Genomic DNA, 26,756 nt, shown 5'->3' with positions numbered 1-26,756 from the left:
ACTTGTGATGCTGATAATCTTGTTGACTATCAGTCTGACTCCACAAGCACCCACACGAATTGCTTGATTCAGTTGTTAAAGAGCGGTTGGTTAAGATCTTTCGTCTCAACCGAGGCGCGCATTCTACAGCAGCCTCTGTTGCTGTCAAGCGGTTATTTTCAGAAGTTTTCAAAGTTTCCTTTGCAACTTCAACCACTTGCGCTTTCGATCTCTCGTTAGCGGGAGGCGAATTCTACAGCGTTACTCGCTGCTGTCAACACCTCTTTTTCTCCGCTTTCGACCGAGAAGATCGAACCGTCAATCAAGCCAAACAACCCTGCTTGATCAACTCCTTCTGGGCTTCGATGACCTGAAGCAACTCGCTGTCGAAAACTGCGTAACTCTTTGTTTACCAAGGAGTTTTCCGTTTCGACTGCGCCGGAAGTGGGGCGAATTATAGACTTCCAGAATCTGCCGTCAACACCTATCTTCACATTTCTGTCATATAGATTAAAAAAGCCCGAAAACACGAAGGCCGAGCCCCAAGGGGCTCGGCCTTCTGCCCTTCTACTTACAAGCTAGGGAATGCGAATTGCGACGCTTCATGGCTCGCACGCTGCGGCCAGCGCTGGGTAATGGCCTTGCGACGGGTATAGAAGCGCACGCCATCCGGGCCATACGCATGCAGATCGCCAAACAGCGAACGCTTCCAGCCACCGAAGCTGTGATAAGCCACCGGCACCGGCAACGGCACGTTGACGCCGACCATGCCGACTTCGATCTCATCACAGAACAACCGCGCCGCTTCCCCATCACGGGTGAAGATGCAGGTGCCGTTGCCATATTCGTGATCGTTGATCAGTTGCATCGCCTCTTCCAGGCTGTTGACCCGAACCACACACAACACTGGCCCGAAGATCTCTTCTTTATAGATGCGCATCTCTGGCGTGACGTTGTCGAACAGGCAGCCACCCAGGAAGAAACCTTCCTCATGACCGGCCACGCTCAATCCACGACCATCAACCACCAGGGACGCGCCCGAAGAAATGCCGTCTTCTATATAGCCACTGACTTTATCGCGAGCCTGACCGGAAACCAGTGGCCCCATGTCCAGCCCACAGGAAGTACCCGCACCGATTTTCAGCGCCTTGATTTGCGGTACCAACTTGGCCACCAACGCATCCGCCACCTGGTCGCCCACACACACGGCCACCGAGATCGCCATGCAACGCTCGCCGCAAGAACCGTAAGCCGCGCCCATCAGTGCGCTCACCGCGTTGTCCAGATCCGCATCCGGCATCAGCACCGCATGGTTCTTCGCGCCGCCCAGTGCCTGGACGCGTTTGCCGCGCTTGGTGCCTTCGGCGTAGATGTATTCGGCAATCGGCGTCGAGCCAACGAAGCTCAGCGCTTTGACTTCCGGCGCTTCGATCAGCGCGTCCACCGCCGCCTTGTCGCCATGCACCACACTCAGCACACCTTTAGGCAGACCGGCTTCGATCAATAGTTGAGCGATCAACAGCGTCGAGCTTGGATCACGCTCGGACGGTTTGAGGATGAAGCAGTTACCGCAGACAATCGCCAGTGGATACATCCACAGCGGAACCATGGCCGGGAAGTTGAACGGAGTAATACCCGCCACCACGCCCAACGGCTGGAAGTCCGACCAGGCATCGATGTTCGGACCGACGTTACGGCTGTACTCGCCCTTGAGGATTTCCGGCGCTGCGCAGGCGAACTCAACGTTCTCGATTCCGCGCTTCAGTTCACCGGCAGCATCTTCCAGGGTCTTGCCATGCTCTTCACTGATCAACTGGGCGATACGCGCTTCGTTCTGCTCCAGCAGTTGCTTGAAGCGGAACATCACCTGAGCACGTTTGGCCGGCGGCGTGTTACGCCAGGCCGGGAACGCAGCCTTGGCCGAGTCGATGGCTTTCTGAATGGTTTCGCGGCTGGCCAACGGCAGCTTGTGGATGGCCTGGCCGGTGGACGGGTTGAACACGTCGGCCGTGCGACCGTCTTCGGTCACCAGTTCGCCATTGATCAAATGCGGGATAAGGCTCATGCGGGGCTCCAGAAAAGTTGTCCACAGGCGTCCGTCAACGGGCGCCTCTATATAGAAGGGAAAATCAGTCGATTTTGTTCAGCACTTCGCCGACCGCGTCGAACAGACGATCAAGGTCTTGCGGCTTGCTGTTGAAGGTTGGGCCGAACTGCAGGGTGTCGCCGCCGAAGCGCACGTAGAACCCGGCTTTCCACAGAGCCATGCCCGCTTCGAACGGACGCACAATGGCGTCGCCATCACGCGGTGCGATCTGGATCGCGCCCGCCAGACCGTAGTTACGAATATCGATAATGTTTTTCGAGCCCTTCAGGCCGTGCAGCGCATTTTCGAAATGTGGCGCGACTTCAGCCACGTTCTGCACCAGGTTTTCCTTTTGCAGCAGGTCGAGTGCAGCCAGGCCAGCGGCGCAAGCCACCGGGTGCGCGGAGTAGGTGTAACCGTGCGGGAATTCCACCGCGTACTCTGGCGTCGCCTGGTTCATGAAGGTCTGGTAGATCTCGGAGCTGGCAATCACCGCACCCATCGGAATCGCGCCGTTGGTGACTTGCTTGGCGATGCACATCAGGTCCGGGGTCACACCGAAGCTGTCGGCGCCGAACATCGAACCGGTACGGCCGAAACCGGTGATCACTTCGTCGAACACCAGCAGGATGTTGTGTTGATCGCAGATCTCGCGCAGACGCTTCAGATAACCCTGCGGCGGAACCAGCACGCCAGCGGAACCGGCCATTGGCTCGACGAATACGGCGGCGATGTTCGAAGCGTCATGCAGCTCGATCAGCTTGAGCAGTTCATCGGCCAAGGCGATACCGCCCTCCGTCGGCATACCACGGGAATAGGCATTGCTCGCCAGCAAGGTGTGCGGCAGGTGATCGACGTCCATCATCGCCTGACCGAACATTTTGCGGTTGCCGTTCACGCCACCGAGGCTGGTGCCGGCGATGTTCACACCGTGATAGCCACGGGCACGACCGATCATTTTGGTCTTGGTGGCCTGGCCTTTCAGACGCCAGTAAGCACGCACCATCTTCACCGCCGTGTCAGCGCACTCGGAGCCCGAGTCAGTGAAGAACACGTGATTCAGATTGCCCGGCGTCAGATCGGTGATTTTCTCGGCCAGTTGAAACGACAACGGATGGCCGTACTGGAAGCCTGGCGAGTAATCGAGGGTGCCCAACTGTTTGGCAACCGCTTCCTGGATTTCCTTGCGAGTGTGCCCGGCGCCGCAGGTCCACAGACCCGACAGCGAATCGTAGACCTTGCGCCCTTTATCGTCCGTCAACCAACTGCCCTCAGCAGCAACGATCAGTCGTGGATCGCGCTGGAAATTACGGTTGGCGGTGTAGGGCATCCAGTGGGCATCGAGCTTGAGCTGGCTGGCCAAAGGAGATCGGGCGTTTTCGGGCAAGTTCATGGGCAAAACCTCGCAGGGCAATAAGCGGCATAGAGATCAAAAGCGTTCTTGCAGCTAAATTGCCACGAGGATAAAGTCGGTGAAATCCAACTCTTCTAACGTTCAGTCAGCCATCCACTAAACTTTGAGTAATTAAAGCATGAGCAGCCGTCGCCCCGATCCGCTGGCGCAAGTCAGTGACTTTGATATCCGCCTGCTTCGGATCTTTCGCAGTGTGGTGGAGTGCGGAGGCTTTTCTGCGGCAGAGTCGGTATTGGGGATCGGCCGCTCGGCCATCAGCCAGCAGATGAGCGATCTGGAACAGCGCCTCGGTCTGCGTTTATGCCAACGCGGTCGCGCCGGATTTTCCCTGACCGAGGAAGGTCGCGAGGTCTATCAATCGGCCTTGCAGCTATTAAGTGCGCTGGAAAGTTTTCGCACTGAGGTCAACGGCCTGCACCAACACTTGCGCGGCGAATTGACCATAGGCCTGACCGACAACCTGGTCACCCTGCCCCACATGCGCATCACCCATGCGCTGGCACAGCTGAAGGAACGCGGGCCGGACGTGCAGATTCAGATCCGCATGATCGCGCCAAATGAAGTTGAACAAGGGGTGCTCGACGGTCGATTGCATGTCGGCGTGGTGCCGCAGGCCAGCGCGCTGTCGGGGCTGGAATATCAGCCGCTTTATAGCGAACGCTCGCTGCTGTATTGCGCAGTCGGTCATCCGTTGTTTTATGTCGACGATAAACAACTGGATGACGAGCGCCTCAATAGCCAGGACGCCATCGCGCCGACTTTCCGTTTGCCCGCGGAAATCCAGGCCCATTACCAGGCGCTCAATTGCACCGCCAGTGCCTCGGACCGTGAGGGCATGGCCTTCCTGATCCTGACCGGACGCTTCATCGGCTACCTGCCGGACCATTACGCCAGCCTCTGGGTGCAGCAAGGTCGATTGCGGGCGCTGAAACCCAACGTGCGCTTTTATGACCTGAGCCTCGCATCGGTCACGCGCAAGGGCCGGCGCCCACATTTGGTGCTGGAAAGCTTCCTCGAAAGCCTGGCCGCGACACGTTGAAAGTGGCGAAAGCCTGCAGGAGCGAAGCTTGCTCGCGAAGGCTGTGTGTCAGCTGCATTAATGTCGACTGACACATCGCTTTTGCGAGCAAGCACTGCGCCTACAGGAATTGTGGTGTTCAGGTTTTATTGCGTCAGGACTTGTCTGGAGCTTGTGGGTGCGCTATCAACGCAGTGGCTACACCCATCCACTTGTCCGGAAGTGCCTATGACCTTTGAAGTCCCCGCTCACGGCGGCAAACCCGCCAGCCGCATTCGTCAGAAGAACGAAGAGACCATCATCAAAGCCGCCGAAGACGAATTTGCCCGTCACGGTTTCAAAGGCACCAGCATGAACACCATCGCCTTGAATGCCGGGTTGCCCAAGGCGAACCTGCATTATTACTTCACCAACAAACTCGGTTTGTACGTGGCGGTGTTGAGCAACATCCTTGAGTTATGGGATAGCACCTTTAATACCTTGACTGCCGAGGATGATCCGGCCGAAGCGCTGACGCGTTATATCCGCGCCAAAATGGAATTCTCCCGTCGCCAGCCGCAAGCCTCGCGGATCTTCGCCATGGAAGTGATCAGTGGCGGCGAATGCCTGACCGAGTATTTCAATCAGGACTATCGCGCCTGGTTCCAGGGCCGGGCGGCGGTGTTCCAGGCGTGGATCGACGCCGGCAAGATGGACCCGGTCGACCCGGTAAACCTGATCTTCCTGCTGTGGGGCAGTACCCAGCATTACGCCGACTTCGCCACCCAGATCTGCCGTGTCAGCGGCCGCACCAAGCTGACCAAGCAAGACATGGAAGACGCCGGCAACAACCTGATCCGCATCATCCTCAAGGGCTGCGGCCTCACGCCAGCTATCTAAGACACTTATGCCTTTTACCCTCAGCGGTTTTTGCGAATACCGCGAAGAGATTCGCAAAAGCCGTTTCATCACGTTCGCCACGTCGATCGCAAGCCCTGCCGACGCCCAGGCGTTCATCGATCAGCACAGCGACTTGAATGCCTCGCACAACTGCTGGGCCTGGAAGCTCGGCGACCAATACCGCAGCAATGATGATGGCGAACCGGGCGGCACCGCAGGACGACCGATTCTGGCGGCCATCGAAGCGCAGGATTGCGATCAGGTCGCAGTGCTGGTGATTCGCTGGTATGGCGGCATTCAATTGGGCACCGGCGGCCTCGCCCGGGCCTATGGCGGTGGCGCCAACAAGTGCCTGCAAGGCGCGGCGAAAGTCGAGCTGATCAGTCGGGTACCGGTGAGCTGTACCTGTGCGTTTGGTGAGTTGGCGCTGGTGAAACTGCGCGTCGCTGAATCGGGTGGTTTGGTGGTGGAAGAAACCTTCACCGCCAACGGCGTGGACTTGCAATTGGCGATCGGCAAAGAGCACATCACAACCCTGCAAACTCAGCTCGCCGACCTGAGTCGCGGGCGCATTGTGTTGCAGCACTGATCGCACCAACACCGTTCACCGCCCTTTTATCGAGCCTGTTCAGATGCCCACATCTGCTGTGCACCCGGCTGTGGATAACCTGAGCACATCCTGCTGTAACCCTTCTGTCATGCGGCTTTGCGGGCTTTGCTCATTTTTCGTCCAACTTTCCATACAAACCACTAATTTCACGAAAAAACAAACAGTTAGCGTCGGTTATCACCTTTAGAAGATAGCCGCACAGTGCTTATGCCCGTGCTTTCGGCTTGCGCACAAATACTGTGGAACAACCTGTGGATAACCCGTTCATGACTGGCTCTGCCCTATATCCGGCATAGGTTGCGGTGTGTTGCTCGTTTTTTGATCAATACCCGACGGGCAAAAGCAGAGCCTGATCAAGCACTTTGCCCCTAAGTAGTGCTTGATCGACGATCAAAAGATGGCGAGGCCGCGCCCTCAATGCCTTTGCCAGCAAGGATTTTCGGTTTTCCTGACTCAATGGCCAGGAAATTGCTTTATCCACAGGCATAACTCCTATCGACCCGAGCCTGTCATGCCCAACCCCGTGCCGATCCCCGATCAAACGCCTCGACTGCAACTGCGCAAAATCAGCAAACGTTACCCCGGCTGCCTGGCCAACGACGCCATCGACCTGAGCATTGCTCCCGGTGAAATCCACGCCCTGCTCGGCGAAAACGGTGCGGGCAAAAGTACGTTGATGAAGATCATCTATGGCGTCACACACGCCGATTCCGGGGAAATGATCTGGCAGGGCGGCCGCGTGAACATGCGCAATCCAGCGCAGGCTCGCGCACTGGGGATCGGCATGGTCTTCCAGCACTTCTCGCTGTTCGAAACCCTCAGCGTGGCGCAGAACATTGCCCTGGCAATGGGTGCGGCGTCCGGCACGCCGAAGCAGCTTGAGCCAAAAATTCGTGAAGTCTCCCGACGCTACGGCATGGCGCTGGAACCGGAGCGCCTTGTCCATAGCCTGTCGATCGGCGAGCGGCAACGGGTGGAAATCGTTCGTTGCTTGATGCAGGACATCCGCCTGCTGATTCTCGATGAGCCGACTTCCGTGCTTACGCCGCAGGAGGCTGACGACCTCTTCATCACCCTGCGCCGGATCGCGGCCGAGGGTTGCAGCATTCTGTTCATCAGCCACAAGCTCGGTGAAGTGCGCGCGTTATGTCACAGCGCTACGGTGCTGCGCGGCGGTCGGGTGGCCGGGCATTGCGTGCCGGCCGAGTGTTCGGATCAGCAATTGGCGAGGTTGATGGTGGGGGAAGCCGCCGAGCTGATTACCGATTATCCGAAGGTGATCGGCGGTGACTCGTTTTTGAATGTGAGCGGATTGTCGTGGCACAACCCGGACCCGTTCGGCTGCTCCCTGACGGACATTGGCCTCGAAGTGCGCAGCGGCGAGATCGTCGGAATCGCCGGTGTTGCAGGCAATGGTCAGGATGAATTGCTGGCCCTGCTCAGCGGTGAAGAACGGTTGAGCCGAAACGATAACGGGACGATCCGTTTCGGCGGGCAGCCGGTCGCCGATTTGCGGCCCGATGCGCGACGCCACCTCGGCCTCGCGTTCGTTCCCGCCGAGCGTTTGGGCCACGGTGCGGTGCCCGAACTGAGCCTCGCCAACAACGCCCTGCTCACCGCGTTTCAACAAGGTTTGGTCAGCAACGGCCTCATTCAGCGCGCCAAGGTCGAAGCCTTGGCGGCAGAAATCATCCGCCGCTTTGGCGTGAAAACACCCGATACCCAAGCGCCGGCCCGCAGTCTGTCCGGTGGCAATTTGCAGAAATTCATCCTCGGCCGCGAGATCCTTCAGCAACCGAAATTGCTGGTGGCCGCGCACCCGACCTGGGGCGTGGACGTCGGCGCCGCCGCCACCATTCACCGAGCGTTGATTGCCTTGCGCGATGCCGGTGCGGCGATCCTGGTGATCAGCGAAGACCTCGACGAATTGTTCCAGATCAGCGACCGGCTCGGTGCCTTGTGCAGCGGACGCCTGTCGCCGCTCAGGGCCACGGTCGACACGCGCCTGATCGATGTCGGCGGCTGGATGGCCGGCCAGTTCGACGCCCCTCAAACACTCGCATCCGCAACGGTTTAACGGAGTTTCACATGCTGCTTTCTCTCGAACCCCGTGGCCAGCAATCGCGCCTGATGCTGTGGTGCTCGCCGTTGCTGGCCGCGGCCCTGACATTGGGCTGCGGCTCGCTGTTGTTTATTGCGTTGGGTCATGACCCGCTGCTCACGCTGCACACCCTGCTGATTGCGCCGGTCAGCGACTTGTATGGTGTCTCCGAACTGTTGGTCAAAGCGTTGCCTATTTTGCTCTGCGCGCTGGGGCTGGCCGTGGCGTATCAGGCGCGGATCTGGAACATCGGCGCCGAAGGCCAATTGCTGCTCGGCGCCCTGGCCGGCAGTGCGCTGGCGGTGAATATCATCAATATGCAAAGTCGCTGGGCGCTGGTGCTGATCCTGCTGGTCGGCACGTTAGCCGGTGCCGCGTGGGGCGGGCTGACGGCGTGGTTGCGCACGCGTTTCAATGCCAACGAAATCCTCACCAGCATCATGCTCAATTACATCGCGCTGAACCTGCTGCTGTTCTGCGTGCATGGGCCGTTGAAGGACCCGGCCGGGTTCAACTTTCCGGAGTCGGCGATGTTCGGCGATGCCAGCCGTTTGCCGCTGTTGATGGAAGACGGTCGGGTTCACGCCGGAGTGTATTTCGCCCTGCTCGCGTTGGTGGCGGTCTGGGTTTTGCTGCAGAAAAGCTTTGTCGGTTTCCAGATAAAAGTGCTCGGGCTGGACAAGCGCGCGGCGGGTTTCGTCGGGTTTCGCGAGAAGCGGCTGATCTGGCTGGCGCTGTTGATCAGCGGCGGATTGGCAGGGCTGGCCGGAGTGAGCGAAGTCACCGGGCCGATCGGCCAACTGGTGCCGCAGGTCTCGCCGGGTTATGGCTATGCCGCTATCACGGTGGCGTTTCTAGGGCGGCTCAACCCCATCGGCATTCTATTTTCCAGCCTGCTGATGGCGTTGCTGTACATCGGCGGCGAGAGCGCGCAGATGAGCATGAATCTGCCGCAAGCCATCACCCAGTTGTTCCAGGGAATGATGCTGTTTTTCCTGTTGGCCAGTGACGTGCTGATTCTTTACCGACCGCGTTTGAACCTGCGCTGGACTCGCCGCACACAAGCCACCGCTGCACACGCCGGAGCGCTGTGATGGATATCGATCTGCTGAGCAATATTTTCTACGCCATGGTCCGTTGCGGCACGCCGTTGCTGTTGGTGGCCCTGGGCGAATTGATCTGTGAGAAAAGCGGCGTCCTGAATCTGGGTCAGGAAGGCATGATGCTGTTTGGCGCAGTGATCGGTTTTATCGTCGCCCTGAACAGCGGCAACCTGTGGCTTGGCGTGTTGCTGGCGATGCTCGCCGGGATGCTGTTGTCGTCGCTGTTTGCGCTGGTGGCGCTGGTGTTCAATGCCAATCAGGTGGCCACCGGATTGGCGCTGACGATTTTCGGCGTGGGCCTGTCGACGTTTGTTGGCGCGGCGTGGGTCGGTAAACCACTGGCCGGTTTTGAGCCGGTGGCGATTCCTTACCTGAGTGAAATCCCTTTGATCGGGCGAATGCTGTTCGCCCAGGATCTGCTGGTGTACCTGTCGTTCGCGTTGTTTGCGCTGGTGGCGTGGGTGATTCTGAAAAGTCGCGTCGGGCTGATCTTACAAGCGGTCGGGGAAAGCCCGGAGGCGGCCAGTGCCATGGGCTTGCCGGTGTTGGGTGTGCGTGCACTGGCGGTGCTGTTTGGCGGCGCGATGGCCGGTTTGGCGGGGGCTTATTTGTCCCTGGCCTATACGCCGATGTGGGCGGAAAACATGAGTGCCGGCCGTGGCTGGATTGCCTTGGCGCTGGTGGTGTTTGCCAGTTGGCGAGTGTGGCGATTGCTGCTGGGGGCGTACCTGTTCGGGCTCGCGAGCATCCTGCACCTGGTGGCGCAGGGGTTGGGGCTGGCGATTCCGTCGAGCCTGTTGGCGATGTTGCCGTATGTCGCGACCATTGTGGTGTTGGTGCTGTTGTCGCGGGACGCGGTGCGCACACGGTTGTATGCGCCGGTGTCGTTGGGGCAGCCGTGGCAGGCGGGGCATTAAGGTTGACCCGGCCGGCCTCTTCGCGGCAAGTCGGATCGGCGCGGCGATCCGACTTGCCGCGAAGGCTGCCGAACCGGCAACACTTGAGCCACGCCCCACGCCAATTCAAAGATCAGAAAAATCACCAACAGCGAACTGGCGCCATGGACCAAGGCATAAAGCTGCCAAGCCGAAAACAGAAACCGCCCCACCGCGTCATACCGCCCAAACACCTGCTGCGGATCACGAATCCGCAGCACCGCCCAGACACACACAATCGACCCCAGCAGATTCGCCATCAACATGTGCATCGGCTCGAACGGCGGCAACTCGCCCGGCAAATCGAACGCCTGACTCACACTCAACAACACCCCGTGCAACGCGGCAAAACTCCACGGCGTGATAAACGCTGCCGTCACGATCAAGTCATACCAGGCGCTGCCCCGCACCACCCGGCGATATTGCGTTGAATTCCACATCGGCCTTGCTCCATAAATTCAGGGAGCAACAAGGCTAAAGCCTGGAGTATGCTCCAAGGTCAAGCCCCTCTTGAGACGTCATGATGCGCATCGGTGAATTAGCCCAGGCCAGCGCCGTCAGCCGCGACACGCTGCGCTTCTACGAGCAGCGCGGACTGATCGCCGCACAACGCAGTGCCAACGGCTATCGCGACTACCCGCCAGACATGGTGCAACTGGTGTTGTACATCAAGACGGCTCAGCGGTTGGGCTTTACCCTCGGCGAGATCGGCAACAGCGTCGCCTCGATCTGGCAATCGCCGGATCCTGACAGCGCCGTCACACAGTTGCTGCAAGACAAACTCAAGCTGATTGAAACCCGTATGGACGAACTCGGTGCATTGCGCCACGAGTTGCAACAACGGCTCGGTCAGCGTTGTCCACTGAGCCCATGATCCTCACTTATCAAGGAAGCCACTCATGTCCAAGGCAAAAACCGCACTCATCATCGGTGCCTCCCGGGGCCTGGGCCTCGGCCTGGTGAAAACCCTGCTGGCCGACGGCTGGCAAGTCACCGCCACCGTGCGCAACCCGCAGAACGCCGAGGCGCTGCAGGCGTTGGGCAAGGTGCGGATCGAGAAGCTCGACATGGACGATCAGCAGGCGGTCATCGCCCTGAGCCAACAGCTCAAGGGTGAAGTGTTCGATTTGCTATTCGTGAATGCCGGGGTCAAGGGGCCGGACGTTCAGACGCCGGGCGGCGCGACGTTGGCCGAGGTCGGTCAATTGTTTTTCACCAACGCCGTGGCGCCGATCAACCTGGCACAACGTTTTGCCGGGCAGATTCGCCCGGAGACCGGCGTGCTGGCGTTCATGAGCTCGGTGCTGGGCAGCGTGACCATGCCGGACGCGCCGGAGCTGGCGTTGTACAAGGCCAGTAAAGCGGCGCTGAATTCCATGACCAACAGCTTCGTTACGCAACTGGGCGAGCAGAAACTCACCGTGCTGTCGTTGCATCCGGGTTGGGTGAAGACCGACATGGGCGGTGAAGGCGCCGATATCGACGTGGAAACCAGTACGCGCGGGTTGGTCGATCAGGTGAATGCGTACACCGGCAAGGGTGGACATCACTTCGTGAACTACAGAGGCGAAACCATTCCCTGGTAAACACCACCCTCGCGCCTACAGGATTTCATTCCACATAAGGTTTGCGTCGTCTGGTCGGGCAGGACTTGCCGGCCAGGCGGTTTTGTTTGAAACTCCGCACCTCGTCCCCGCGGCGACCCTGGATCAGCAGACAGGGTAATCACTGAGCTGGCTAACCTGAACCCCACTTTCAGAGGAGCCGGCTAACATGCCTGCGACCCGTACCTGGCTAAAAAATCCCCTCGCCATTTTCACTGCCAATGACCTCGATGCCCGTGGCGGCCTGGTGGTGCAAGACGGCGTGATCGTCGAAGTGCTCGCCGCTGGCCAGCAACCGTCCGCGCCCTGCGGACACGTCTTCGATGCCCGCGAGCATGTGATCCTGCCGGGACTGATCAACACCCATCACCACTTCTATCAAACCCTGACCCGCGCCTGGGCGCCGGTGGTCAATCAGCCGTTGTTCCCGTGGCTGAAAACCCTCTACCCGGTCTGGGCCCGCCTCACCCCTGAAAAACTCGCCCTCGCCACGAAAGTCGCGCTGGCTGAGTTGCTGCTGTCCGGCTGCACCACCGCCGCCGATCACCACTACCTGTTCCCGGAAGGCCTGGAAAACGCGATCGACGTGCAAGTCGAAAGCGTTCGCGAACTGGGCATGCGCGCCATGCTGACGCGCGGGTCCATGAGCCTGGGTGAAAAGGACGGCGGCCTGCCACCGCAGCAGACCGTGCAGGAAGGCGAAGTGATCCTCGCGGACAGCCAGCGCTTGATCGCCGAGTACCACGAGCGTGGTGAAGGTGCGCAAATCCAGATCGCCCTGGCGCCGTGTTCACCGTTTTCGGTGACACCGGAAATCATGTCCGCCAGCGCCGAACTGGCAAACAAACTCGACGTGCGTCTGCACACGCATCTGGCCGAAACCCTCGACGAAGAAGACTTCTGCCTGCAACGCTTCGGCCTGCGCACCGTGGATTATCTGGACAGCGTCGGCTGGCTCGGGCCACGCACCTGGCTCGCGCACGGCATCCACTTCAACCCGGACGAAATCGCCCGCCTCGGCGCCGCCGGCACCGGGATCTGCCATTGCCCGAGTTCGAACATGCGCCTGGCCTCCGGCATTTGCCCGACCCTGGACCTGACCGCTGCCGGCGCGTTGCTCGGCCTGGGCGTGGATGGATCGGCGTCCAACGATGCGTCGAACATGATGCTCGAAACCCGTCAGGCGCTTTACATTCAGCGGCTACGTTATGGCGCGCAGAAGATCACCCCGGAACTGGTTCTGGGTTGGGCAACCAAGGGTTCGGCGAGTTTGTTAGGGCGTTCCGATATCGGCGAACTGGCGGTGGGCAAGCAGGCGGATCTGGCGTTGTTCAAGCTCGATGAGCTGCGCTTCTCCGGCAGTCATGATCCGGTGTCGGCGTTGCTGCTGTGCGGTGCTGATCGCGCGGATCGGGTGATGATTGGTGGCAAATGGCGGGTGATTGACGGGCAGGTTGAAGGGCTGGATCTCAAAGGCCTGATCGCCGATCACAGCCAGGCGGCCCGGCAGCTAATCGCCGGCGTCTGATACAACACAAATCAAACTGTAGGAGTGAGCCTGCTCGCGATAGCGGTGTGTCAGACACCCTCAATGTCGACTGACACACCGCTATCGCGAGCAGGCTCACTCCTACAGGGGATTTGTGGTGTGTTTAGAGGCCCAGCAGCGACAACATGATGAACGTCGCAAACAACACAAAATGGGTCATGCCTTCGATGGCATTGGTTTCGCCGTCGTTGAGGTTGATTGCGCTGACGATCAGGGTGAGGAAGATCATCACCGTCTGCACCGGGGTCATCGCCATCTGAAACGGCTGGCCAGTGTAGAGCGCCATCGCTTCCATCACCGGCACCGTCAGGATCACCGTCGACAATGACGCGCCCATGGCGATGTTGACCACCGATTGCATGCGGTTGGCCAAGGCCGCGCGCAATGCCGTCAGGATCTCCGGCGCCGCGGAAATGGCCGCCACCAGAATCGCCGTAATCACCGGCGGAGCACCCGTGCCTTCCAGGCCCAGGTCGAGGGTCTTGGACATCACTTCGGCCAAGGCGCCGATCACCACAACGCCGAACACCAACGTGCCGATACTCAGCGCCAGATTGACCGGTTCAGGTTCCTCCTCCGGGACTTTCCTGCGGCGTTTTTCCGGGTAGCTGTAGCTGAAGAAGTAACTGTGCGGCCCGACCTGCATACGCAGGAACAGGGTGTAGAGCACCACCATCGCGCCAATCGTGAACGCCGAATACAGCTTCCAGTTAGCTTCGGGAATGAACTCCGGCACCACCATGGAAACGCCCATGGCGGTGAGGATCATCACGCTGTAACTGCGGGCCGAGTCGTCGTTGTACGACTGCTCACCGTGCTTGATCCCACCCATCAACGCGGCCAGGCCGAGGATGCCGTTGATGTCGAGCATGATAATTTTGTAGACACGGTCACCAGTGTCAAAAGGGGCAGCTTCCCTCTGCTTTGAATAGCCATTTAGGCACAAGGAAAAAAATACGCTCTAAACAGATAATTCGAGGGCGAAGCGTCACAACCAATTTTCTTGCTATAACGGTACGCTAGTGGCATACTCATAAAGGTGATTTGACTTTTTGTCAAAATCAATACAGGATCCTTTGCATCAAGGAGAATCCTGTGCGAACACTTGCTCCCTTCCAGACCTACCCAAATCCTAAAAGCCGATTAATTTTCGAAGCCTTCGCGTTGAGTTCTGGAACGGAGGGCTGCACGTGCCCGTAACCTTCCATTACGACTCGAACAGCCATACATGTTCGTTTTTCGCGCCGTCGGAGAAAAATGGTAAAGGAGAACGTGAGTTCCGATGCCCAATGGCACCGATAATTACATGGGCGGAATTCAATTCTTATGCTCAAGCAGCAGTGGACAACCTCAAGTCTGAGTCACCAGACAGCGTCATTGAGCAGGTCGAGATACTGAAAAACATTCAACGTTACGCAATCGCAGAGAGCACGCCCCTGCCCAAATGCGCCCTCGAATGGGACGAATTCCTTATAGGACATTTTGAATTTACTTTGGATGACTTAGGCCCAAACGGCAAAAGAACTCCAGAAACCAGGATATCCAGATGGTCAAATATCGAGCGATTTTATAATAAGTTGCAAACTCGTGAGCTTATTCCCAAAGACGCGCACATACCATCCAGGCACTTATCCGATGGCAATAACATGCCGAGAAAACTACGGACACCTATTGGAAAACTATCAAAACAGGTTTCCGAGACAAGTGGAAGTTGGAGTAAAGAAGCGCTTGTCAGCAGAGACCTTTGCCTAGATGAAGATGAGTTTCTGTGCCGTATCTCACAAAGCCTCTGTTCCGCAATTCAAGCAACCATTGACGGATGCTTCGAGTATTTGGAAAAGATGAAAAGCGCCCACGATTTAGGACGAAAGCTCATTGAAAAAGTTGACCCCGCCGAATTAAAGAGACGCATCACAAGCGGGGACTACTATGCTGATGGAGTTCACGTCGCCGATCCGAAAAGCAAAAATTGCTTGCCATGGGTCTTAGCTGTAGCAAACTACTTCCTCAAAGAAACCGAGCAACTCAATTCTATTAGCTATGTTGCATTATCAAAAATTGATTTCTTCAAAGACTTAACTCGCAAGGCAACCAGAGACGAATTTTCCAAACTAATTCGTCAAGCCATTGGCCATCTTGGCATACACACTGTCAACTCCACAGAAAACTTTAGCCGACTCCTAGGCCACCTTTCAGCTCGGGATTGTGCTGCAATGGCTTCAGTTCTGATGATTGATCAACCAAAATTCCCATCTACGGGCCTTCAAGGCGCCAAGCTGAAAACCTGCGAAGGCACCCCCCTAATTGAAGTACAAATCGATGAACAATCAATTCAGTTCTCCATTGAAAAACCGAGAGCTGATCAATTTCAAGTCGAGATACTCACCCCTCGAAGCGCCGAGGTATTTAAGTACGCACTTCAATGCACTGACCCGATCAGAGCCAAGTTGAAACGCAAAAATGACGCAAAGGCTAATTACCTGTTCCTCACAGTAACAAAGCTGGGAATAATTTGCCCCGGAAACATCGATAACATCATGCACTCGAACGGTCACACCTTGTACAAAGAAATCGCACATCACTTTGATGGGCTGCATTTCGACAAAGAGACTTTCAGCTTAGGGGCTCTACGTGTAACCCAAGGACTTATTACTTACTTTCAAACAGGTAGTCTGTATGCAGTTTCTCAGCGCTTGGGCAATCAAATCCAGACTGTAAAGTCCTGCTACATCCCAAACTGGGTACAGGAGCGGCGATACATATGGATGATTAGAGCCTTTCAAGCGAAGCTGGTGTTACTCGCTACGAGTGATAAACCATGGGCGCTGGAAACAAGTGACTTTCTCACGAAAGATGACTTGAAAGTTTTCGTGAGCAAACAGCTGAAAAAAACACGGAGGTCTGATGCTTTCTCGCAGCACTTCAGGCGTCACTTCCAACACTGTGAAAGCAACTCAACCATTCTGGAACTAAGTGACGCACATTTGGCGTTCGAAATAAGTGAAAAATCACTAGCCGCACTCTACACCTTGGTCAACCATTCAACTGAACACACCGACCCTAAAGAACTAGATAAGGTCGACCCAGTATTGAATGTTTCACTTAATTCATTGATACAGCTGAAAGGGTTAATTGCAGGCGTGGCTGAGGCCAATTTATCCTCAGACTTGGAAGAAATGATCGCCGCCTCCCTTCACCAAGGCTCAAGAATTGAGTTAAAAATGATTCATCAAAAAGCGCAGTTGATCGCCAAAAGCCAAACGATTATCAGCACAAGACTAAAGCGTTCGGAGGCTCAGCATGCGAACACGTAACGCTCCCAAATACGATGATACAGATGGTTTAATCGCAGCTTTAAAAAAACAGGCGCGCAGCCTTAAGTCGAGCAAATCAAATCTAAACTCCATTAAAGCGGCATGGCTAATTGATGGTCAATTAGGCAGCCCAAGATGGACAATACGCGAAAGGGCAGACGCGCCCCCAGAAACTATTGACTTCGGCATTAGTCTTCCAGACGGCACAACCTTAACCGATCCTCAGAACAACAAATGCCTTACGCTGATTCAGCGAATTTTCTATGCAGCGCGGTGCGGCCATTTGCACAAGGCGAACCAAGAGACAAGTATCAGGTTGATAAAATGGCTATTCAAATTTACACAGTGGGTGTACTTAAACAAACACATTTTTGAACCAGAAAAGTATGCATTCGGCAAGGTTACCAACGATGATATCGATACACTGCTGGACATGCTTGCAGATGGATCTTGGGCATCAGCGCTCTGCATCATCAATCGATCCCTAGACGCAATCCATCAAAGTGTGTATGGATATGCTGCTCCCAGCACATACCATGACAACCCATTTAACCTTCCAGATCAATTCATAGACGACGCCATCAAATGGCTAACCAAGCATGAAAAATACGTGCAATCTGAAATCGTATCGAGAGCTTGGCTCTCGACAGCAATACTTTCGCCAGTTCACAAAAACGATAAAAAAATTAGACTGTTTCTTCGGCAATTTGAACCAACAGCTCATCATGATCGTTTATTGGCACGAACAAGTCGAGGCATCAGAAATTATATTGACTCACGCACTGTTAGCATAGAGTCCGTCCACACCAAGACCGCTTATGCGAAAACTTTCTACGGGCATGTAGACAAACTACATAGCTTCATGCAAGCAAGCTACATTGACCCTAAAAGCTTTCCAAACATTACAATAAATAAAGATGAAGTGAAAGAATATAAATCTATTTATTCTGATCGCCTTATGATTACAGCGCATACCCCAAAAATACCGTATGGCGTCGGGATGCATGTCCTCACGTCTGCCATTGAATGGATAGTCCTGTATGGCAAAGCCATTGTTGATATGACGTTGCATATTGCCGAGACTATTTCGAGCGGTATTAATATCGATTATTTAGCAAAAAATATACGCGATTGGTCGAAGCCTTATGTTACTAACGCCTACCCAGGCCACCCCTCAGCCCCGCTGTTTGCAGCGCTTGACATAAACACTCTGACCGCAAGCCGAACCGGGGGTACCAATCGCAGTTTTAGCTACGTTCTTTCAGCATTTATAGGTGCCTGCGCAGTACTTATTGCGATGTTCAAACCTATCAGACAAGAAGAACTATCATCTATAAAACGCTCCGGCCTTCTCACGCGAAACCCTAACATTGAGCCCTACAAAGATCTACTATCCACTAATCCAGTGGGCCTGACTGAATCACTTTATACCGATGAAATGTACGATTCCGGAGCTTTCATCGTCCATGAAAACAAAAAGGCGGGTACTGCGGCGCTCAACCCAAACATTTGCCGCCCAATACCATACGTAACAACAATTGCCGTACAGTTACTACAACGTTTGGGAAACGGACTGTCTTGTATCTACCAAGACTTTTCCAGTAATAATGACCCGACTTTTTTACTTTCCCAGCCTGCGAGACTTTTCGAAGGCAGGCACTCTGGGAACAGCAACAAGAATCGATCATGCGCTTATTCGTTTTTCAGACATAATTGATGTTCCACGAGAGAAAGACGGCACTAGGTGGTATATTCGAACTCATGAAATGAGGAAGTTCTTCATCTACACGATGTATTATCATGAGCCAAATTACGTGGCCGATGGGATCAGCTGGCATGCCGGCCATGCTTCAGCAAAAGAACTTAATAGCTACACGTCGACTATTGGTGTAGTTGATGAGGTCATTGAACTACAGACAGAGTCCGTCGTAGATAAGTTAATTAGCCATGAACTTCACCCTATTCCGACAACATCGATAGCGGGTCTGGCAGGCTTGTACAATGATGTCCTTCTAGGCTTCAAAGTTAAGTCTGTGAAAGGTCTTCCTACTGCCAAATTTCACGATTTTGTACGCAGGTTGATTTACGAGAAAAAGGTAGAGACGGCTGGGTACACTATTGTCCGCGAGATGCTAGATGGCACGATTTTAGACACTGAGATAGCCATTAAATTTGGTGAGCAAGTCGATGCAAAATACATCCCTCGTTAATGTGTGCGCCCGGCATACATGGCTGCTGCGCGCAGCCAAGTCGAATACCAATTTGGCACCTGACTATCTGGCAGCACTGGCATCTGCTCGTAGTTTTTGCAATCTTGAAATACCTGGTAAATTTGCGAAAATATCCTTGAACACGTTTAAAGCGGTAGCTAAACAAAGCCTTATTCCAGGAATTTACGCGCCGGCTTATACCACTCAATGGGAGTATATTCTTAATCTACTCTCCGAAGCACGTGACCATGCCCATTCTAAATGCAACTCAAAAAAACGCAGCTCAGAGGCCAGTGTAGAAATTTCCTCTGATGAAAAAATAAAACAAGCAAACCTGCATGCTCATCTGTGCTCTCTAGCCTTTATCAACTTGTTCAATTCAATTAAATCCATTCTTGAATCTCAAGATGATTTGAGCCCTATTGCAAAGGCCCGACTGCAAAGACAGATTGATATTTCTCGCGAAAAGTTCAAACACATTAGTTCCCCATCTGCGTTGAAAAACTCCCGCCTGGATCTGGTGAAAGATTAACTATGAATAAGTTATATTTATCATACAAGGATGTCCTGCTACCACCACAGCAGATGTTCACAGAGTCAAAAGCCATAAAGCGTGGAATGCACTATCAATCGATTAGGAGCTTAGAATGCCTTGTACTCACTTACTGGCCTAACGGCAAGCCATGTTCACTTGTAAATTTTTTTTTGCAAGAACGAGGCTATTTGGCTACAGGCTTAGAAACACTTGAAACTTATGCGTCTCAGCTCACCCCACTAATTCAATTTTGCCACGAGTCAAATATAAACTTCGAAGATTTGACAGACCAAACCTTCACGAAATTCATAAATTCGCTTAAATTACGTAAAGGCAGAGATCGCCGCAAAGTTAGAAACATTACCAAAAATCACTGCGCAACGCTTGTCGATAGGTCAATACAGTTTTTAGTCTGGCTACAGCGAAATTATTCGCTAACCGGGTCATTGATAGTCGGAAAGGAATCGGACAACCCTCAAATAACGATCATTGAAAAATTTAACAAACACACCGGGCGCTATTACTTCAAACATATTCATTCTCCAGAAGTATCTCAGCCCGTAAAAACGAAACGAGTAATGCCAGAGGATGCCATTGCTACATTGAAAGACGAGGTATTCAAGAAAGCAAGCCCATACTTCGCAAATAAGTTCAATCGATTCGGTAGAGAAACTGATACAAACTTAACGATGCGTTACATGTACGCCCGGAGGACATTCTCTATTTGGTTTCTCGAAAGAACCGGCGGGCGTCCTAGTGAGCTAGCTAACTATGAAGTACCGGATCGGGAAGAATACGCTGAAAAATACAACCTGGTGCTGCCTGTAGCAAAGAAAAGAAAGCGCCAATGGCCAACCAGGAATTTTCAACTCACAGACTACGACATTACTGAGGTAAATGCCTATTTGGATTGCCGTCAGGAATACGTGGATCATTTGATTAGCTTAGGTCGCCTAGACGAAGCTCCACTTTCAATGATTCTCACAGAACAAGGTAAGCCAATGAAAACTCGCTCATTGCAGAAAGATTTTTCAAGGCTTGTAAAGAGCGCTGGCCTTTACTCAGAAAAGATCAGCATGAGCTTGTTTCGCCACCGTTTTATCACGCTTCACATTCTTCTAGAACTCCGCGATGAGCTTGGCGAAGACGCAGACAGCAAGCATCGTCTAACTGATATCTGGGGTGAGGCCGTGAGGCGCAAGATATGTGATCGCGTCGCTGAAAAAACCGGCCACGCGGACGGAGACTCTCTCCGCCCCTATTACGATAGGGTCTTTGCGATGGCAAAAGTCACCGATGGTAAAACTGCCGTTGAACGCAGTAATGATACTGAGTCGGCCATGCATACCCTGTTACGTCTCTTGTATACCTCCATCAAAGAAGGGATCGCACTGGAAGAACGCCTCTCTGCATTCATCAATGAAATTGCAGACCATATCGAAGCGACAGTGCCTAAACGTGCGGCCTAAGACCTGCCTGCCCTCACTTTTTCATAACCTGCATGCCGCGCCATGCGGCCCAGTGGTTCGTCGAAAATGGATATGACGCATGGCCTATTTCTCCATAAACATTCAACGGCTGCTCCTTGCAGCTAAGCACTAGGTGCATCTCGATGACACTAGACTCCCACGCAACCTCAATGCCTTCGCTCATAGCGGATGATGTCAGCCAAATGCTAAGAGACATCATATTGGAGCGCTGCACCATGAAGAGAGCATGCGCGCAGTCCTGGGACGAAGTTTTCGCCGGGCTATTCCATCCACATCGAAGTCGAAGGTTGGCACCTCGTGTTCTTTAACGATTGCTGCGAGCTCGACTACTGCGATGAGTGCATCAGTCCTGATGGACGACGATGGTCATTCAAGAGTGTTGGCAGTGACAGTATTGATCCAATCTTTTTGCTGAGTTCCGAGGAACGGGCAGTTTTGGAGCGGCTTCTTCTACAACTGTAAATCGTCCTCCCTCTCACGCTCTGCTCTGACGGGAAAGCGATCAGCTCTGTTGGCTTTATCCGAAAGAGGATGCACCTAACAGAGCCATTGGCAGTGGGATACCAAACAGGGGGAAAGGGAGTCTAATCATGAACGACGACTACGTTGACCAAGCTAAAGGTCTTCTCTCTGAGATTGGCGTACACCAGCTTTCTCAATGCGTATGGGCATTCACGCATATTCACACTGCAAACCTAGCTTACATCCATCACTCGCGAGAACCAGTCGCCCTTGCCGCCTACGCGGCAGTTAACCCCACGTTCGCTGCAGGCCGTTTCCCAGATTGGGGGCTGGTCGACATGGTCGACAAAGTGCCTTGCATGGATGGTATTGAGCACACGGCGCTAGCGATGGTTTGCGGAGCTTCAATGCCTACATTTCCCAGTTCATCAGAGCGTGGAAATATTTTTGGGCAAGCAGTGTGGAGCGTCGTAGAGGCTTACTCACTTGGGGGTTGTTTTGAGCGCGTCGAACGCGCCTACGGCACTCCAGGCTGGCATTACAACTTGCGGCCTCGCGGCTTCGATTGGGCTGGTGGAGAAGATCCTGATCCTCAGTCCTTGAAGGCAATGCGTAAAAATTATCGCGCAATGTCGCCGCTGCAACAGATCATGGTTTTAACGATCATGCACTTGTACAACCAAGGCAAAGACAAGACATATCTGACTGGGGGCTGTCCGACGAAAATTCCCGCCGAAGAGGCAATGGATATCCTCCGCAGTAATGGGTCGGCGCTCTCGGCCTGGGGTCACCTGGTTACTCATTACGCGGACTGGTAAGTATGGGTCGTAGGTGAAAGCATCCACCCCAGGGAGGGTTGCAGTAGGATGGCGTTGTCGACCGCAGGAGAAAAATCAGTGAACAGTCATATCGAGCTATCGGAGGAAGTGTGGGGAATTTGATAGCTTTGACACGGGAAAACCTGCATGAGCTCGACGCTATCGAAGGCCTCGCTTCTACGCTCGGCGCTGACCGCTTCGGTGCTCTGGCTTTACAGTTAGCTTGCGAATATCCGGTCAAAATCGACGAGCCCTACCAATCTATACCCAAGCAGCAGCACAGCTCGGTCATTGGAATGAGTGACGCCCCCTTTGAGGTGCTAGGCGTCGCGTGCGAAGTCGTTATTAGCCGAGTTCCTGAGCTGCTGCGGATACCCTCATATCGCCATCGACATGAGAGTCGCACGACCATCCCTCATGGGCTTTGGGTAGCTCTACTAGAGCGGGCCGATGAGGACAATGTCCTGGTCGATCCTGCTAGACCCCATGCTGATGACGGGCGCTCGCCTGCAGATATCGTTACCCCATTCCAAGGCTTGGTAGCTGAAAACCAGGCAATGTTTGATCGGGATTTTTTACTCGCACGAGAGCGAGAAGATTTATCAGCCACCGATGCCGTAGAAACCCTAATTGCACAGAGGCGGGGCACTCTCGAAAGCTGACAGGATGCAGAGTTGGATAAGTAGCCTCAAGCACCGATGGCCCTGCATTCGTAAGATGCAATGCTCGGTAGGCACCATACGACCTCGGTGTTTTAGCTAGGGCTATCCACCTTTGACCTGTGCGCTCTATGCCTCTCAAGGTGGGCCATCTCGGATTCCCACCGGCGCAGAAACTTCTCCCAGTCGCCAGCATAAGGTGCTTCGGGGAGTCGCGTTGATCCGATGCTCGCCTGAAGGAAGCGCTCTCTCCATGGCTGGGGAATATTCATTTCCAGCACTATGTCGATGCCGCACTGGTGAGGCTGCACAGGGACAGAGTTACGAACGTCGATGAGCTCAAGTGGCTTATCGGTGAAGGGTTCGCCGCTTAGCTCTTTGTCGTCGAGCTCATCAAGGATGGCCAAGGCATCGGCTGCCTCCGAATCACCAGGAAGGAATCTGGCGATCTCCCAGAGGGCTCTTCGCCTGGTGCTTTACAGCTTCCGGAGTTCATCGTGGGTCATTTCAGCCTCTTTCAGGTTGGTTGAAGCTGGGCTTAGATAGTGGCGTGCCGCCGTTGGCGGAGGGCTGTCGTGAACCGAGCCGTAGCAAGCCACGGCTCGGCCCTTCGGGCTGACATCCTGCACGCCTGCGCGCTCCGCTTGCCTTATGAGCTTAATCACAGACTGTAACGTAACTTTTGACTTGTAACGTAAGCAGCGTTACAGAGCATAGAATTACGTTACAGACCAGTCATCACCGACCATATGGTGGAACATGAGATCCACATCGAGCGCTGAAAGCACGGTACTTGGCACAGCTTTTATCCGCGCCGGCGAAGGGCTTGGGCTCGATGACACTGATTTAGCGGCTGTCTTGGACGAGCATGTTTCCACGGTGCTGCTTCTACGCCAAGGACATGAACTGCTTCGACCAAGCACGGAATCGTGGAGCCGGGCCTTACTTTTAGTTGAGGTGTATCAGGCGTTGCTCGCAGCCGTAGGTAACGAGCAAAATGCAAGAAAATGGCTCAGCAGCGAGAATCGTAGTCTGCGAAGTCGACCTCGTGCCCTCATCAAATGCAGAGCGGGTCTCGAGCAAGTTGTCCAATATCTCGCGGCTAATCGCTCCCTCTTTTGATACCCCCGGTTAAGCGCCAGGTGGTCGATGCGGAACGAATAACCCGAGCCCTTTGAGTTTTATGGCTCGGCATATCAGTGCCCGTGGCTGAGGGTAGGAGAACCCAGATATAGTTTGCTTAAGCGCTGCGATGAGCAGAATGAAATGCCACGGCATTCCCCCCCCATCGATGAAAATGCGTTCCATATTTCGACAGCAATGGAGAGTGGTATGAATTTTTTATCGCGATGCATCGAATTCGTTTGGCGTGACAAAAGATCTGGCTCAGAGCAAGCGAGAGATCGCGCTTTCATAGCTGCCCTCAATAAACTGCAGTCGCTTCGCGTGACGCCCAATGGCGGCATGTCGATTGACCCCGACGAGATACGAGAGCAAGTGATAGTGAGTCGACGGTCACTCAGCCGATTCGTGCGATAACTATCTGCGATCTTGTTGGCGTACTGAGCCGAGCCGTCGGCACGAAGGAGCGATGGCAGGCCAGGACTGGATTGTGCTCGACTACCGCCTTGTGAACTACACCAGCACTCCCATCTCTAATCGACCGATAAGATCTAAGACCGCTATTTCAGGGTAAAAGTACACTCCATCTCTGGCCGTCCGTCTATGTGCTCTTGTGCTCTTGTGCTCTTGTGCTCTTGTGCTCCATCTTACAGCGTGAGGATGCCTACAACTGGCGTAGTCGCATGATGGCGTCCGTGATGCCACGGGCATTTGTGTCCAGCGTTTCCATGGCAGTAACCGCGTTGTCGGCGACACTCCCCACTCCATTCTCTGAAAGCCACTTGGTAACTTCTTCTATGGCCACAGCTAAGGCATGCTGAATGTGCAGGAGCAGTGTGAGGGCGTCCGCTGTGGCTATGTTGGCGTCAGAGTTATTTAGCATGGGTATCGTCCGTGAGTAACCGATGCGCGAAGCCTAGCTGAATTTGCCCTTGGCTGGATCCACCGCTCCCGATAAGCGTGGTTAGTTTGCAGAGGATCGACGGCTCTTCATGGCAGATAACTATCGAGCAGCAGCGGATATCATTGTGAGGTGGGCACTGAGCGAGGCCGTCCACTACTATGTTGAAGTGGCTGATTGGTTTCCCTCACCTGGGGACAGGCAAGAGCTCCTAATGTTGTTAGGTTTAGGAAAACCGAAGCTTCTCGAAATGGGCAGACTGCAAAAAAAAAGAAGGCCTGGCTAAAATCGCAGTGAAGTCAGCGCCGCTCTTAGGTTCTAGCCATCTTCAGCTCCCAGCTCAACTGGGAATGCCATGTAGAATTTCGTCACTTAGCTCTCAAGTGTTTGTCTGGACAAACCATCCAGAATCCCCAGAATCTGAGCGTCACTGAGAGCAAATTTGGGCACAAATTGCATGCCGACCGGCAAGCTATCGTGGGGACACATCAGTGCTCCCTTGCCCTCACCGAACTGCTCGCTGATGAAAGTTTTGAGGTTGCTTGGCGTTTGAGTGGCGTAGGCGCTTCGGAAGATCGACAGGTCGCAGAGCACACCTGCGAGCATTACCCAGGCGTGACCGTCCCACTTGGCTTCCACAAACTCTCCCTCATAGGTTGCCCCTGGAATGTTCCCCCGGCATTCAAAAGCATACTGACCGTTAATCAGTAGGTCTCCGAGGACGACAACTGCGGGTATCCCTTGAGATTTGAGAATGGCAGTGAAGCCAGCACTGACCATGACGCAAGAACCAAATGATGGAGGGATCGAATCTAGCGTTTGCCTAGCGGCGCTAACGATTACATCAGGATCGGTAATTTGAAACTTTGCGTAATCGGTATAGGCCTGCGCGCCCCGGTCGCGGGTAATAATGTGTACTAAAGTTGAAGGCACAAAGGATCCCTTGAGTATTTATTCGACCTTGCTGGTCATTTGGATTCGTTCTGACCAACCATTGCTTCAGATTTAAATGGGGAAAGAAGCCTCTGGCGGGAGCTAGAAAGGATTGGAGCCAGCGTTTATCTCGCGTTGACGTTTTCGCTCAAGATAACGCTTATGCATCATGGTTTCCCCTTGATCCTCCAGCCACTTCACGAATGCAGATACCTGAGAAACAGCATGCAGAAATTTCTCGGTAGTGATGTGAATATGGGGGCGGTATAACCATTGCCGGCTCTCTCCATCGGCCTCCTCAATCAAACTTTTCTCTCGATCACTTACAAAGAAAGGGCTTGGCAGCTTTTGGAGCGCATCGTCAGAGTATCGAGATGTCTCGAAGATCAGTGAGTCGGGATGTTGGATGCTATTCCTCGCCAGCACGAGTTCTTCAATCAAAGCGAAATCGAATGGGCCATCCTCAAACCGGTCTGAACCATGGGCCAGGTAGAATGCCCTGTAGCCATTTGGCCATCCGCCATTTTTGAATTCTGATTTGAGTGAAGGCCCAGGAGCAGACCCAAGCAGACGCTCCCATTCTTTGAAGTATAAGTGTAGCGACGCAGCAATCATTGATAAGCATGCGCTACCCAGCACCTGCACTGACGAATCAGCTTCTAGCCATTCATTCAAATATGCAGGCTCCCCATCTTCGCTATAGGGCGGGATGAAGGGGGCTTCCTCGCTCTCAATTTTCCTTTTGCGATCTTCAAACGGGCTGGCCCCATTTAGATAGAGCTGCTTGATAAAAGCCAGCCGCTGTTCAAGGAAGTACCGAATGTCCATTTCGTTGTCCTGGTAGGTGATTGTCATTCCCCGGCCCGCACTAGGATCACGGGCTCGGACGACGTTATCACGACTACGCTGAGCGGAGAGGTGCAAGTGTCTGCAGCCAGCTTCAATTCCTCGTAACCTCAGCAGAGCCTCAGGCCTTGTCGGTTCTCTGTCGGGTTCCTGTCGTGTTGTGTCATCAGCAGCTTCTTCATCATGAG

At 54.3% G+C, this 26,756-nt stretch carries 24 protein-coding genes and 1 pseudogene; 18 read left to right on the top strand and 7 right to left on the bottom strand.

Annotated elements, in window-relative coordinates; all coding sequences use genetic code 11:
* Nucleotides 1–550 precede the first annotated feature (550 nt).
* Together JIO00_RS03710 and JIO00_RS03705 are read right to left on the bottom strand one after the other, a co-directional pair.
* The gene (locus tag JIO00_RS03710; protein WP_200667700.1) at nt 551–2,044 is read right to left on the bottom strand and encodes a CoA-acylating methylmalonate-semialdehyde dehydrogenase; all 1,494 of its coding nucleotides are present in this window, start codon (nt 2,042–2,044) and stop codon (nt 551–553) included.
* Nucleotides 2,045–2,108: 64 nt separating this feature from the next.
* Nucleotides 2,109–3,458 carry an aspartate aminotransferase family protein gene (locus JIO00_RS03705; RefSeq protein WP_010463764.1) on the bottom strand — a complete coding sequence of 450 codons (1,350 nt, stop codon included), beginning with the start codon at nt 3,456–3,458 and terminating at the stop codon, nt 2,109–2,111.
* A 139-nt stretch (nt 3,459–3,597) separates the two neighbouring features.
* Here JIO00_RS03705 and JIO00_RS03700 point away from each other — a divergent pair, with 139 nt between their 5' ends.
* From JIO00_RS03700 to JIO00_RS03675, 6 genes are all read left to right on the top strand, one after another.
* Nucleotides 3,598–4,518 (top strand): LysR family transcriptional regulator, encoded by a 921-nt coding sequence (locus JIO00_RS03700; RefSeq protein ID WP_010463766.1) that lies wholly within the window; start codon nt 3,598–3,600, stop codon nt 4,516–4,518.
* 207 nt (nt 4,519–4,725) lie between these two features.
* Nucleotides 4,726–5,376 carry a TetR/AcrR family transcriptional regulator gene (locus JIO00_RS03695; RefSeq protein ID WP_010463768.1) on the top strand — a complete coding sequence of 217 codons (651 nt, stop codon included), beginning with the start codon at nt 4,726–4,728 and terminating at the stop codon, nt 5,374–5,376.
* Between the two features lie 7 nt (nt 5,377–5,383).
* Nucleotides 5,384–5,965 carry an IMPACT family protein gene (locus tag JIO00_RS03690; RefSeq protein WP_102595206.1) on the top strand — a complete coding sequence of 194 codons (582 nt, stop codon included), beginning with the start codon at nt 5,384–5,386 and terminating at the stop codon, nt 5,963–5,965.
* A 532-nt stretch (nt 5,966–6,497) separates the two neighbouring features.
* Nucleotides 6,498–8,063, top strand: coding sequence for an ABC transporter ATP-binding protein (locus tag JIO00_RS03685; protein WP_200667699.1), 1,566 nt, complete (start codon nt 6,498–6,500; stop codon nt 8,061–8,063).
* Nucleotides 8,064–8,074: 11 nt separating this feature from the next.
* A complete protein-coding gene (locus JIO00_RS03680) occupies nt 8,075–9,181 on the top strand; it encodes an ABC transporter permease (protein ID WP_010463773.1) in 1,107 nt (368 codons plus the stop codon).
* Nucleotides 9,181–10,107 carry an ABC transporter permease gene (locus JIO00_RS03675; protein WP_010463775.1) on the top strand — a complete coding sequence of 309 codons (927 nt, stop codon included), beginning with the start codon at nt 9,181–9,183 and terminating at the stop codon, nt 10,105–10,107. Before JIO00_RS03680 ends, JIO00_RS03675 begins: the two co-directional genes overlap by 1 nt.
* Here the strand turns inward: JIO00_RS03675 and JIO00_RS03670 are convergent.
* Entirely contained in the window at nt 10,104–10,565 is a 462-nt protein-coding gene (locus JIO00_RS03670) for a hypothetical protein (RefSeq protein WP_200667698.1), read from the bottom strand. The two genes, JIO00_RS03675 and JIO00_RS03670, sit on opposite strands and share 4 nt — an antisense overlap.
* A gap of 83 nt (nt 10,566–10,648) precedes the next feature.
* Between JIO00_RS03670 and JIO00_RS03665 the strand changes: the two genes are divergently transcribed.
* The 3 genes from JIO00_RS03665 (at nt 10,649) to JIO00_RS03655 (ending at nt 13,257) form a co-directional block, all read left to right on the top strand.
* Nucleotides 10,649–10,999 carry a MerR family transcriptional regulator gene (locus tag JIO00_RS03665; RefSeq protein WP_010463778.1) on the top strand — a complete coding sequence of 117 codons (351 nt, stop codon included), beginning with the start codon at nt 10,649–10,651 and terminating at the stop codon, nt 10,997–10,999.
* Nucleotides 11,000–11,024: 25 nt separating this feature from the next.
* Nucleotides 11,025–11,711 (top strand): SDR family oxidoreductase, encoded by a 687-nt coding sequence (locus JIO00_RS03660; protein ID WP_010463780.1) that lies wholly within the window; start codon nt 11,025–11,027, stop codon nt 11,709–11,711.
* Nucleotides 11,712–11,898: 187 nt separating this feature from the next.
* Nucleotides 11,899–13,257: an 8-oxoguanine deaminase gene (locus JIO00_RS03655; protein WP_200667697.1), complete on the top strand. Its 1,359-nt coding sequence runs from the start codon at nt 11,899–11,901 to the stop codon at nt 13,255–13,257.
* 124 nt (nt 13,258–13,381) lie between these two features.
* Here the strand turns inward: JIO00_RS03655 and JIO00_RS03650 are convergent.
* Nucleotides 13,382–14,155: pseudogene (locus JIO00_RS03650) on the bottom strand (calcium:proton antiporter); the annotation flags it as partial.
* 313 nt (nt 14,156–14,468) lie between these two features.
* Here JIO00_RS03650 and JIO00_RS03645 point away from each other — a divergent pair.
* The 9 genes from JIO00_RS03645 (at nt 14,469) to JIO00_RS30085 (ending at nt 23,888) form a co-directional block, all read left to right on the top strand.
* The gene (locus JIO00_RS03645) at nt 14,469–16,592 is read left to right on the top strand and encodes a hypothetical protein (protein WP_200667696.1); all 2,124 of its coding nucleotides are present in this window, start codon (nt 14,469–14,471) and stop codon (nt 16,590–16,592) included.
* A complete protein-coding gene (locus JIO00_RS03640) occupies nt 16,579–18,309 on the top strand; it encodes a hypothetical protein (RefSeq protein ID WP_200667695.1) in 1,731 nt (576 codons plus the stop codon). Before JIO00_RS03645 ends, JIO00_RS03640 begins: the two co-directional genes overlap by 14 nt.
* Before the next feature lie 49 nt (nt 18,310–18,358).
* A complete protein-coding gene (locus tag JIO00_RS03635; protein WP_200667693.1) occupies nt 18,359–18,802 on the top strand; it encodes a hypothetical protein in 444 nt (147 codons plus the stop codon).
* Nucleotides 18,780–19,334, top strand: coding sequence for a hypothetical protein (locus JIO00_RS03630; RefSeq protein ID WP_200667691.1), 555 nt, complete (start codon nt 18,780–18,782; stop codon nt 19,332–19,334). Before JIO00_RS03635 ends, JIO00_RS03630 begins: the two co-directional genes overlap by 23 nt.
* 2 nt (nt 19,335–19,336) lie before the next feature.
* Entirely contained in the window at nt 19,337–20,806 is a 1,470-nt protein-coding gene (locus JIO00_RS03625; RefSeq protein WP_200667689.1) for a hypothetical protein, read from the top strand.
* A 318-nt stretch (nt 20,807–21,124) separates the two neighbouring features.
* Nucleotides 21,125–21,289 (top strand): DUF7693 family protein, encoded by a 165-nt coding sequence (locus JIO00_RS30090; protein ID WP_442793940.1) that lies wholly within the window; start codon nt 21,125–21,127, stop codon nt 21,287–21,289.
* Nucleotides 21,290–21,417: 128 nt separating this feature from the next.
* Nucleotides 21,418–22,107 (top strand): hypothetical protein, encoded by a 690-nt coding sequence (locus JIO00_RS03620; protein WP_200667687.1) that lies wholly within the window; start codon nt 21,418–21,420, stop codon nt 22,105–22,107.
* A gap of 119 nt (nt 22,108–22,226) precedes the next feature.
* Nucleotides 22,227–22,769, top strand: coding sequence for a hypothetical protein (locus JIO00_RS03615; RefSeq protein ID WP_200667685.1), 543 nt, complete (start codon nt 22,227–22,229; stop codon nt 22,767–22,769).
* A 756-nt stretch (nt 22,770–23,525) separates the two neighbouring features.
* Nucleotides 23,526–23,888, top strand: a complete 363-nt coding sequence (locus JIO00_RS30085; protein ID WP_200667683.1) for an MbcA/ParS/Xre antitoxin family protein — start codon at nt 23,526–23,528, stop codon at nt 23,886–23,888.
* A 664-nt stretch (nt 23,889–24,552) separates the two neighbouring features.
* Here the strand turns inward: JIO00_RS30085 and JIO00_RS29740 are convergent.
* From JIO00_RS29740 to JIO00_RS03600, 3 genes are all read right to left on the bottom strand, one after another.
* Nucleotides 24,553–24,771, bottom strand: coding sequence for a hypothetical protein (locus tag JIO00_RS29740; RefSeq protein WP_234452934.1), 219 nt, complete (start codon nt 24,769–24,771; stop codon nt 24,553–24,555).
* Nucleotides 24,772–25,161: 390 nt separating this feature from the next.
* Nucleotides 25,162–25,722 (bottom strand): transglutaminase domain-containing protein, encoded by a 561-nt coding sequence (locus JIO00_RS03605; RefSeq protein ID WP_200667681.1) that lies wholly within the window; start codon nt 25,720–25,722, stop codon nt 25,162–25,164.
* Nucleotides 25,723–25,824: 102 nt separating this feature from the next.
* Nucleotides 25,825–26,577 carry a hypothetical protein gene (locus JIO00_RS03600; protein ID WP_200667679.1) on the bottom strand — a complete coding sequence of 251 codons (753 nt, stop codon included), beginning with the start codon at nt 26,575–26,577 and terminating at the stop codon, nt 25,825–25,827.
* Nucleotides 26,578–26,756 lie beyond the last annotated feature (179 nt).

It is taken from the genome of Pseudomonas sp. SW-3, assembly GCF_016615645.1.
Classification (GTDB): domain Bacteria; phylum Pseudomonadota; class Gammaproteobacteria; order Pseudomonadales; family Pseudomonadaceae; genus Aquipseudomonas; species Aquipseudomonas mandelii.
This window is presented reverse-complemented; position numbering and strand designations above follow the sequence as displayed.

Coding starts and splice junctions, on each gene's coding strand:
- JIO00_RS03710 (WP_200667700.1), bottom strand. CDS start 2,044: ATGAGCCTTATCCCGCATTTGATCAATGGCGAACTGGTGACCGAAGAC.
- JIO00_RS03705 (WP_010463764.1), bottom strand. CDS start 3,458: ATGAACTTGCCCGAAAACGCCCGATCTCCTTTGGCCAGCCAGCTCAAG.
- JIO00_RS03700 (WP_010463766.1), top strand. CDS start 3,598: ATGAGCAGCCGTCGCCCCGATCCGCTGGCGCAAGTCAGTGACTTTGAT.
- JIO00_RS03695 (WP_010463768.1), top strand. CDS start 4,726: ATGACCTTTGAAGTCCCCGCTCACGGCGGCAAACCCGCCAGCCGCATT.
- JIO00_RS03690 (WP_102595206.1), top strand. CDS start 5,384: ATGCCTTTTACCCTCAGCGGTTTTTGCGAATACCGCGAAGAGATTCGC.
- JIO00_RS03685 (WP_200667699.1), top strand. CDS start 6,498: ATGCCCAACCCCGTGCCGATCCCCGATCAAACGCCTCGACTGCAACTG.
- JIO00_RS03680 (WP_010463773.1), top strand. CDS start 8,075: ATGCTGCTTTCTCTCGAACCCCGTGGCCAGCAATCGCGCCTGATGCTG.
- JIO00_RS03675 (WP_010463775.1), top strand. CDS start 9,181: ATGGATATCGATCTGCTGAGCAATATTTTCTACGCCATGGTCCGTTGC.
- JIO00_RS03670 (WP_200667698.1), bottom strand. CDS start 10,565: ATGTGGAATTCAACGCAATATCGCCGGGTGGTGCGGGGCAGCGCCTGG.
- JIO00_RS03665 (WP_010463778.1), top strand. CDS start 10,649: ATGCGCATCGGTGAATTAGCCCAGGCCAGCGCCGTCAGCCGCGACACG.
- JIO00_RS03660 (WP_010463780.1), top strand. CDS start 11,025: ATGTCCAAGGCAAAAACCGCACTCATCATCGGTGCCTCCCGGGGCCTG.
- JIO00_RS03655 (WP_200667697.1), top strand. CDS start 11,899: ATGCCTGCGACCCGTACCTGGCTAAAAAATCCCCTCGCCATTTTCACT.
- JIO00_RS03640 (WP_200667695.1), top strand. CDS start 16,579: ATGCGAACACGTAACGCTCCCAAATACGATGATACAGATGGTTTAATC.
- JIO00_RS03635 (WP_200667693.1), top strand. CDS start 18,359: ATGAGGAAGTTCTTCATCTACACGATGTATTATCATGAGCCAAATTAC.
- JIO00_RS03630 (WP_200667691.1), top strand. CDS start 18,780: ATGCAAAATACATCCCTCGTTAATGTGTGCGCCCGGCATACATGGCTG.
- JIO00_RS03625 (WP_200667689.1), top strand. CDS start 19,337: ATGAATAAGTTATATTTATCATACAAGGATGTCCTGCTACCACCACAG.
- JIO00_RS03620 (WP_200667687.1), top strand. CDS start 21,418: ATGAACGACGACTACGTTGACCAAGCTAAAGGTCTTCTCTCTGAGATT.
- JIO00_RS30085 (WP_200667683.1), top strand. CDS start 23,526: ATGAGATCCACATCGAGCGCTGAAAGCACGGTACTTGGCACAGCTTTT.
- JIO00_RS29740 (WP_234452934.1), bottom strand. CDS start 24,771: ATGCTAAATAACTCTGACGCCAACATAGCCACAGCGGACGCCCTCACA.
- JIO00_RS03600 (WP_200667679.1), bottom strand. CDS start 26,577: ATGACAATCACCTACCAGGACAACGAAATGGACATTCGGTACTTCCTT.